The organism is Streptomyces crystallinus (assembly GCF_039521265.1).
In the GTDB taxonomy this organism is placed as follows: Bacteria; Actinomycetota; Actinomycetes; order Streptomycetales; family Streptomycetaceae; genus Streptomyces; species Streptomyces crystallinus.
Window position 1 is genome coordinate 42,120 of sequence record NZ_BAAACA010000058.1, and the last position, 8,405, is coordinate 50,524.

The 8,405-nt window shown below is 74.1% G+C and carries 6 protein-coding genes; 3 read left to right on the forward strand and 3 right to left on the reverse strand.

Going from position 1 to position 8,405, the window contains the following annotated elements:
* Positions 1-176 precede the first annotated feature (176 nt).
* Positions 177-1,631 (reverse strand): LCP family protein, encoded by a 1,455-nt coding sequence (locus ABD236_RS31975; protein ID WP_344080073.1) that lies wholly within the window; start codon positions 1,629-1,631, stop codon positions 177-179.
* A gap of 290 nt (positions 1,632-1,921) precedes the next feature.
* Entirely contained in the window at positions 1,922-2,674 is a 753-nt protein-coding gene (locus ABD236_RS31980; RefSeq protein ID WP_344080076.1) for a TIGR03089 family protein, read from the reverse strand.
* A gap of 138 nt (positions 2,675-2,812) precedes the next feature.
* Between ABD236_RS31980 and ABD236_RS31985 the strand changes: the two genes are divergently transcribed.
* The 3 genes from ABD236_RS31985 to ABD236_RS31995 all read left to right on the forward strand — a co-directional run bounded on the left by ABD236_RS31985 (position 2,813) and on the right by ABD236_RS31995 (position 6,907).
* Positions 2,813-4,162, forward strand: a complete 1,350-nt coding sequence (locus ABD236_RS31985; protein ID WP_344080079.1) for a peptidoglycan recognition protein family protein — start codon at positions 2,813-2,815, stop codon at positions 4,160-4,162.
* A 115-nt stretch (positions 4,163-4,277) separates the two neighbouring features.
* Positions 4,278-5,360, forward strand: coding sequence for a mannose-1-phosphate guanylyltransferase (gene manB / locus ABD236_RS31990; RefSeq protein WP_344080082.1), 1,083 nt, complete (start codon positions 4,278-4,280; stop codon positions 5,358-5,360).
* Positions 5,361-5,872: 512 nt separating this feature from the next.
* Complete coding sequence (locus ABD236_RS31995; RefSeq protein ID WP_344080085.1) at positions 5,873-6,907, forward strand: DNA-3-methyladenine glycosylase family protein; 1,035 nt, start codon at positions 5,873-5,875, stop codon at positions 6,905-6,907.
* 124 nt (positions 6,908-7,031) lie between these two features.
* Here ABD236_RS31995 and ABD236_RS32000 read toward each other — a convergent pair whose 3' ends face one another.
* Complete coding sequence (locus tag ABD236_RS32000; protein WP_344080103.1) at positions 7,032-8,372, reverse strand: coenzyme F420-0:L-glutamate ligase; 1,341 nt, start codon at positions 8,370-8,372, stop codon at positions 7,032-7,034.
* Positions 8,373-8,405: the final 33 nt, after the last annotated feature.

The following is an 8,405-nucleotide window of genomic DNA, read 5'->3' on the forward strand; positions in this document are numbered from 1 at the left end:
AAAGCGCTCAGTCATTCGATCCTGCGATGCGTGGCCTCGGGGGCCACAAGCACCGGGTCGCGTCACACTATCTGCCCAGTTGAGCGAAGAGCGACGGCCGTGACAAATTCCACGCCCCTTACAACCGGGCAATCCGCCCAATCCGCATCTCGCCCTGTTCTCCGTTGGCACGCGCTTTACCCGCACATGGTCACCGCCGCATTCGAACCCTGGTACGTCGGCGCCGGGCTCGGCGAAACGGGGTCGTCGGGCTTGTCGTCCGACGCGGAGTCGCCCGCCTTCTCGGGCGTCCCCGTGGGCGCACTCCCGTCCCCCTTCTCCTTCGCCGCGGCCCCGCCCGAGGTCACCTGGAGCGGCCGGTCGTCCCTGAGCTGCTGGAACAGCAGCCGGGCGGCCGGCTGGACCAGCTCGTCACGGTCGGTGTCGTTGACGTACGGCCGGCGCGGCACGGTCAGGAACTGCACCTGCTCGGTCGGGATGCCCCGCATCCCGCGCACCAGGTCGTACAGGTCGCGCAGCGAGTTCAGCCCCGGGTCGGTGGTGAGCGACTTGGTCATCGCGTCGAGCACCGGGTAGAGCCGGGTCGGGTTGAGCAGCACGCCGTTGCTCTGCACCTTGCGCACCAGCGAGCCGAGGAACTGCTGCTGGCGGTCCATGCGCTCGGTGTCGCTGCCGTCGCCGAAGCCGTGCCGGGCGCGGACGAACCCCAGCGCCTGCTCGCCGCGGAGCGTCTGGCGGCCCGCGGGGAGCTTCAGATGCGCCTGCCGGTCGTCCACCGGCTCCTTGAGGCAGACCTCGACGCCGTCGACCGCGTCCACCATGTCCTTGAAGCCGCTGAAGTCGACGACCATGTGGTGGTCGACCCGGATCCCGGTCAGCTTCTCCACCGTACGGATGGTGCAGGCGGCGCCGCCGAACTCGAACGCCCAGTTGAACTGGGCCAGTTGGGCCCGGGTGCGGGTGCCGTCCGGCTTGAGGCAGTCGGGGATCTCCGCCATCAGGTCGCGCGGCAGCGAGACGGCGGTGGCCGACTTCCCGTCCGCCGCCAGGTGCAGCAGGATCGTGGTGTCCGAGCGCTGGCTGCCGCCGTCGTCGCGGCCGTAGGCACTGTTGCTGCCCGCGCGCGAGTCCGAGCCGATGAGCAGCAGGTTCTGCGCGTTGCCCGCGCCGGGCGGCGGGCGCTCCTTCTCGTAGCGCTCCAGCTCGGCGGCGGCCGTGGTGTCGGTGCGGATGTTGTTGTCGAGCTTCTTGTAGAACCACCAGCCGGTCCCGGCGGCGGCGAGCACCAGGAACGAGACACCGAGGGCGGTCCAACGCAGCCAGTGGCGACGGCGGTTGCCGGGCTCAGGCGCGCCGGGGGTGTCGGAGACGTCGGGTCCGGCGGGCGCGCTTTCGTGGGGTTCGGCTGCGGTTTCGGGTCCGGCGGGCGTGCTCTCGCGGGCCTCGGTTTCGGCTTCGGGTCCGGCGGGTGTGCTCTCGCGGGCTTCGGCTTCGGCTTCGGCTTCGGTCTCGGCGGGGGTGCTCGTCCCGGGTGCGTCCGGCTCCGCGGGGGTCGGCGTGTCCGGTCGTGGCTCGTCCTCGGCCCGGTGGTGGGGCTCGGGGGGCGGGCTGTCGGTCACGTCGGCGTCCATCCTTCACGGGTCGGCGGCGCGCGGAATGCGGCCGGGGCACCCCGGTAGACGGTCGTCGCGCGCGCTTGGTTGTGTGGCGTACCGCCGATCATCCACCGGAGTTGGGCCCCGGACCCCGGGGACTCGGCCCGCTGTGGGCCACAAGGGTGGCGCCGGGGCGATGGTCGTACCGGGTGCGCGCGACATCCGTACGACAGCTGTCCGAAGGCCGATCGGACGGCCGTCGCGACGGCCCTGCCCGGTGGACGTGCGGGCGGGCCGCCCGGCGGTATGCCGGCGGCCCGCACCCGTCACAGCGCCCGGTGGGTGACCCGCTCGCTCTCGATCCGCTTCTCGAGGCCGCCGTCGGCCAGTTGGTCCGCGTTGCGGCAGAGCACCACCGAGCCGCCGGAGGCCAGCGGCGCGTACAGCCCGCGCGCCAGCCCCTCCCAGCTGTCGTACGGGAGCGCCGAGAGCAGCCGCGAGCCGGGCTCCAGGCCCAGGGCGGCGGCGTCGGCGCGGGCGCGCTCCACCAGCTCGGCGGCGCTCAGCTCGACGCCGTCCACCACGAGCGCGGCCCCGGCCGGGTCGACCGGGGCGTACGGCGCGAACCGGTCGCCCTGGCTCGGCACCTCGACCGCGTAGTCCTGGAAGCCGGCGGGCGGCTGCGGGAAGCGGCCGCCCAGCGGACGCAGCGCGAGCGCCACCCGCTCGCCGGTGCAGGCGCGGGCCGCCTCCAGCGCGTCCGGCCCGGCCACCACCAGGTCCGCGCCCGCCGGGTCGCCGCCGACCTCGGCGACCACGCCGACGGAGTGGCAGGCGAGCAGCCAGACGGCGCTCTGCCAGTGCGCGGGCAGCAGCAGCGCGAGCCGGTCGCCGGGTTCGGCGGCGAGATCGCCCTGGAGCAGATTGGCGGTCTTGGCCACCCAATTGGCGAAGGTGGCCACCGAGAGTTCCACGCGTTCGCCGGTGGCGTCGTCGTAGAAGGTGACCAGGGGGCGGGCCGGGTCCGCGGCGAGCGCGGATCGCAGCAGGTCGGCGGGGGTGCGGTCGCTGGCGTTCACGCGGCAAGCCTACGGGTGGGGGCGCGCGGCGCGCCCGGGGAGAGCACCGTCCGCGTCCACCGGTCGGCCGACGGTCCGTCAGTTTCGGGCCGCTTCTGGGATGGACAGATTTATACGCTTATGTCCACCATCGTCGACATGCGTGCACTCCTTGCATCCTCGATCTCGGTCGCGTGCGCCACCGCACTCGCCCTGCCGCTCGCCGTGTCCGCCGAGGCCGCGGCCGTTTCGTCGGCCACCGCGTCCACTTCCTCGTCGTCTTCCTTGTCGTCGGCGCCTTCTTCTTCCTCCTCCGCCGCCGCCGAACTGGCGGGTTCCACCCAGTCGCTGCCACTGGTCCCGCTGGGAGCGACCGACCGGACGCTGGGCGCCGCCCGCGCCCAGGGGCTGCCGGAGCGCGGCACCGAACCGTTCTCGCTGCTCGGCGTGGTCTGGGACGACGCCAGGGCCGAACTCCACGGCACGGTCCAGGTGCGCACCCGGGCCGTCGGCTCCCGCGCCTGGTCCGGCTGGCAGGACGTCGACACCCACAACCAGGAGCACGCCCCCGACCCCGGCACCCCCGAGTCCGACGCCGCGCGCGTGCACGGCTCCACCGCCCCGCTGTGGGTGGGCCATTCGGACGGCGTACAGGTGCGGGTACGTCCGGAGGCGTCCGGGGCGGGCCGGGCGACACCGGGCACGCTGCCCCGGGGCCTGCACATCGACCTGGTCGACCCGGGCGCGGACCCGGACGGGGTGGGCGCGGCGGAGGAGGCGGAGCGGGAGGATGCGCCGGGGCGCGAGGAGCGCGCGCTGCCGCGGACGGCGGGGGCGGAGGGGCCGGCGGCGGGGGCGGACGGGCTGGCAGCCGGGTCGGAAGGGCTGGCCGCCCGCCCGTACATCGGTCCGCGTCCGCGCATCATCACGCGCCACGGCTGGGGCGCCGACGAGCATCTGCGCGAGCCCGGGTACGTGTACACCGGCCGGGTCAAGGCCGCCTTCGTGCACCACACGGCGTCCGGCAACAACTACCGCTGCTCGCAGGCGGCGTCCGTCCTGCGCAGTATCTACCGCTACCACGTACGCAGCAGCGGCTGGCGCGACATCGGCTACAACTTCGCCGTCGACAAGTGCGGCAACATCTACGAGGGCCGCGCGGGAGGTGTGGCCAAGCCGGTCCTCGGGGCGCACACTCTCGGTTTCAACACCAACTCCATGGGCGTCGCGGTCATCGGAACGTACAGCTCCACCAACCCGTCCACCGCCGCCCTCGACGCGATCGCCCGGCTGACGGCCTGGAAGCTCGGTCTGTACGGGGTGAATCCGAAGGGCACCACGCATCTCACGTCCGCCGGCGGGAATCTCTACCGGAAGGGACGAAGCGTCAGACTCAACGCCATCTCCGGCCACCGGGACGGCTTCGCCACCGAGTGCCCGGGGACGCGCCTCTACAAGAAGCTCGGCAAGGCCCGGTCGTCGTCGGCCCGGCTCCAGGGCCGGCGCTGACCGGGGCGGGGAGCGGCGGGGGCGCACCGACCGGGCACGAACCGTCTGCATAAACTGGCCGGCCGTAGTTGAACGAACGATTCCGCCCGGCCCCAGCAGGAAGCAGAGACGACAGGTGACTGAAGCGATCCTCCTGGTCGGCGGCAAGGGCACCAGACTGCGCCCGCTCACGGTGCACACGCCCAAGCCGATGATCCCGGCGGCGGGCGTCCCGTTCCTCACCCACCAGCTCGCCCGGGCGCGGGCGGCGGGCGTGGAGCACATCGTGCTGGCGACGTCCTATCTGGCCGAGGTCTTCGAGCCGTACTTCGGCGACGGCTCGAAGCTCGGGCTGCACCTGGAGTACGTCACGGAGGTGGAGCCGCTGGGCACCGGCGGCGCGATCAGGAACGTGGCGTCGAAGCTGCGCTCGGGGCCGGACGACCCCGTGCTGATCTTCAACGGCGACATCCTGACGGGCCTGGACATCGGCGCCCTGGTCCGGACGCACTCCTCATCGGGTGCGGACGTCTCCCTCCATCTGACGCGGGTGGCCGACCCCCGGGCGTTCGGCCTGGTCCCCACGGACGCGGACGGGCGGGTCCAGGCGTTCCTGGAGAAGCCGCAGACGCCGGAGGAGATCGTCACCGACCAGATCAACGCCGGGGCGTACGTGTTCCGCCGCTCGGTGATCGACTCCATCCCGGCGGGCCGGCCGGTGTCGGTCGAGCGCGAGACGTTCCCGGGCCTGCTGGCGTCCGGGGCCCACCTCCAGGGCATGGTCGACTCCACCTACTGGCTGGACCTGGGCACCCCGCAGGCCTTCGTCCGGGGCTCGGCCGACCTGGTCCTGGGCAGGGCCCCGTCCCCCGCGGTCCCCGGCCGCTGCGGCGACCGCCTGATCCTGCCGGGCGCCTCGGTGGCCCCCGACGCCAAGCTCACCGGCGGCACGGTGGTCGGCGAGCGCGCCGTGATCGGCGCGGGCGCCCGCATCACCGGCTCCACGATCCTCGCGGACGCGGTGATCGAGCCCGGCGCGGTGATCACGGACTCCCTGGTCGGCGCGGGGTCGGTGGTCGGGGCGCGCTGTGTGCTGTCCGGGGCGGTGATCGGCGACGGGGCGGTGGTGGGCCCGGACAACGAGCTGCGGGACGGGGTACGGGTGTGGTGCGAGGCGAACATCCCGGGGGCCGCGCTCCGCTTCTCCTCCGACGAGTAACCAGGCCCCACCCCACCCCTTCCCTAAACCCTCCGGGGGTGGGGTGGGGCGGCTGAGCCGGGGCTGCGCCCCAGTGCCCAGGCGGGTCCTGGAACCCCTCGCTCGTCTGCGGCCCGCAGACGAGCGAGGGTTTTGAGGGGCGCGGGGAACTGCGCGAGGAGCGTCCACGACCCGCAGACGAGCGAGGGTTTTCAGGGGCGCGGGGAACTGCGCGAGAGGAGGCCACGACCCGCAGACGAACGAGGGTTTTCAGGGGCGCGGGGAACTGCGCGAGAGGAGGCCACGACCCGCAGACGAACGAGGGTTTTCAGGGGCGCGGGGAACTGCGCGAGAAGAGGCCACGACCCGCAGACGAAGGCCGGGCATAAGAAGGGGCGCGGGGAACTGCGCGACCAGCCCCCACCGGCCCGCAGACGAAAGACCGGCCCCCGGGGCGAAGCCCCCGGCCGCCCGCCAGAGGGCTTTCGGGAAGGGGCGGGGTGGGGGCCAACCCACCAAGTAGTCTCAACACCGTGGCAGGCCGCTTCACCCCCCCGAACCCCACCCCCACCCGCGCCACCGTGCGAGGCGGCCACATCCCCCTACCCACAGCCACCCCCACCCCCACCGCACCCCGCGAGGGAACAGGCGAGGGAACAGGCGAGGGAACCCGCCACTACACCCCACCCGGCCCCCTGGACCTGGCCCTGGTCCTCGGCCCCCTGAGAAGGGGCCCCGCAGACCCCACCTTCCGCACCACCCCCGACGGATCGGTCTGGCGAGCCTCCCGCACCCCCGACGGCCCCGGCACCCTCCGCGTCGCCGTCCGCGGCGGCCGAGCGGAGGCCGAGGCCTGGGGCCCGGGCGCCGAGTGGCTGCTCGACCACCTCCCGGGCCTGCTCGGAGACGGCGACGACCCGGCCGGCTTCGCCCCCCGCCACCGCCTCGTCGCCGAGTCCGCCCGCCGCCGCCCCGGCCTGCGACTGACCCGGACCGGCCTGGTCATGGAGTCGCTGATCCCCTCGATCCTGGAGCAGAAGGTCACCACGGACGAGGCGTACCGCGCCTGGCGGCTCCTGGTGCGCAAGTTCGGCGAGCCCGCCCCGGGTCCGGCCCCCGACCGGATGTACGTGATGCCCGACATCAGGACCTGGGCCCTGATCCCGTCCTGGGAGTGGCACCGCGCGGGCGTGGACGCCAAACGCTCCTCGACGGTCCTGCGCGCCGTACGCGTGGCCCGCCGTCTGGAGGAGGCCGTCACGATGGACCAGGAGGCGGCCGCGGCCCGGCTGCACCTGGTCCCCGGCATCGGCCCCTGGACCAGCGCCGAGACCCTCCAGCGAGCGATGGGCGCCCCCGACCTGGTCAGCGTCGGGGACTACCACCTGCCGGGCATCGTCGGGTACGCCCTGGCGGGCGACCGCACCGCGGACGACGCCGCGATGCTGGAGCTCCTCGCCCCGTACGCCGGCCAGCGCCACCGCGCCACCCGCCTGATCCTCCTCAGCGGCCACACCCCACCGCGCCGCGCGCCCCGGATGACCCCGGGCAACATCGCGGCGCTCTAGACCCCGGCGAAACGGCCACCGGGCTGAGCGCCGCGACGAACGCACAGCGCACCGCGACGAACACACAGCGCACCCCAGCGAACGCACGCACCCCAACGAACGCTAAGCGCACCCCGACGAACAGTCAGCGCACCGCGACGAACGCGTCCGCGCTCCTCCCCGCCCGCTCCCGAGGCGCCTGAGCCGCGTGTCCGACCGCCACCGCGCCCATCGGGTCCCAGTCGTCCGGCAGATCGAGCACCTCCCGTACGACATCGCGGCAGAACATCGTCGAGGACACCCACGCCGAGCCGAGCCGCTCGCCCGCCAGCGTGACCAGGAAGTTCTGCACGCCCGCGCCCGTGGCGACCACGAACATCTCGCGCTCGGCCGCGTCCCGGCGCGCATCGCCGTACGTGTGCGAGCCGTCCATCACCAGGCAGGGCACCACCAGATACGGCGCGTCCCGCAGTACCTGGCCCCGGCGCACCCGCTTGGCGATGAACTCCTCCGACTTGCCGTCGCGCCGCAGATCCGCCACCCACGCGTCCCGCATCGCGTCCAGCAGCCGGGTGCGCGACTCCTCGGACTCCAGCAGCACGAACCGCCACGGCGTGGTGTGGTGCGGCGCCGGCGCCGTGACGGCCGCCTCCACCGCGCGGCGCACCGCGCCGGGGTCGACGGGGTCGTCGGTGAACGCCCGGACCGTACGCCGCTGGGTCATCGCCGTACGGATCGCCTCCGAGGTGCCGAGGCGGAACATGTCGTCGGCCGCGCTCCGCACCAGCGCCCGGCCGCCGCCCCCGGCGTCCGCCGAGACCAGGTGCCCGAGGCCGCTGACCACCGCCACGGGGAAGCCGGCCGCCTTGCCCTTGACCAGGTCCCCGGCCGCGGCCAGCTCGTCCGCGCTGGCGACCACGGTCGCGCTCAGCTCGTTGCCGTGGCTGTCCTTGCCGCCGCGCAGGTCGTCGAGGACGCGCACGCCCGCGGCGCCGATCGCCACGTCGGTCAGCCCCGACCGCCACGGCCGCCCGAAGGTGTCCGTCACCACGACGCCCACCTCGACCCCGAGCGCGGCCCGGATCCCGGCCCGTATCGCCTCGGCCGAGGCGTCGGGGTCCTTGGGCAGCAGCAGCACGGTCCCGGCGGGGGTGTTGGAGGCGTCGACCCCGGCGGCGGCCATGACCAGGCCCTGCCGGTTCTCGACGATGCGCAGAGTGCCGCGCCGGGCCACCACCCGAACCGTCTCGGCGTCGATCGCCGCCTCCCGGTCCGCCGCCTCCACGATCCGCCCCTCCGCCTTGGAGACGATCTTCGAGGTGACCAGCAGGACGTCCCCGTCGACGAGGTCGGGCGCGGCCCCGGCGATGATCGTCGCCAGATCGTCCCCGGCCCGCACCTCCGGAATCCCGCCCACGGCCCGCACCCGGTACGAGGGCGGGCCACTCGGGGCGCCCGCGCTCGCGGCACCGCCGGCGGCGGCCACCGCCTCCTCGGCCACGCCCGGGGTGCCCGCGCT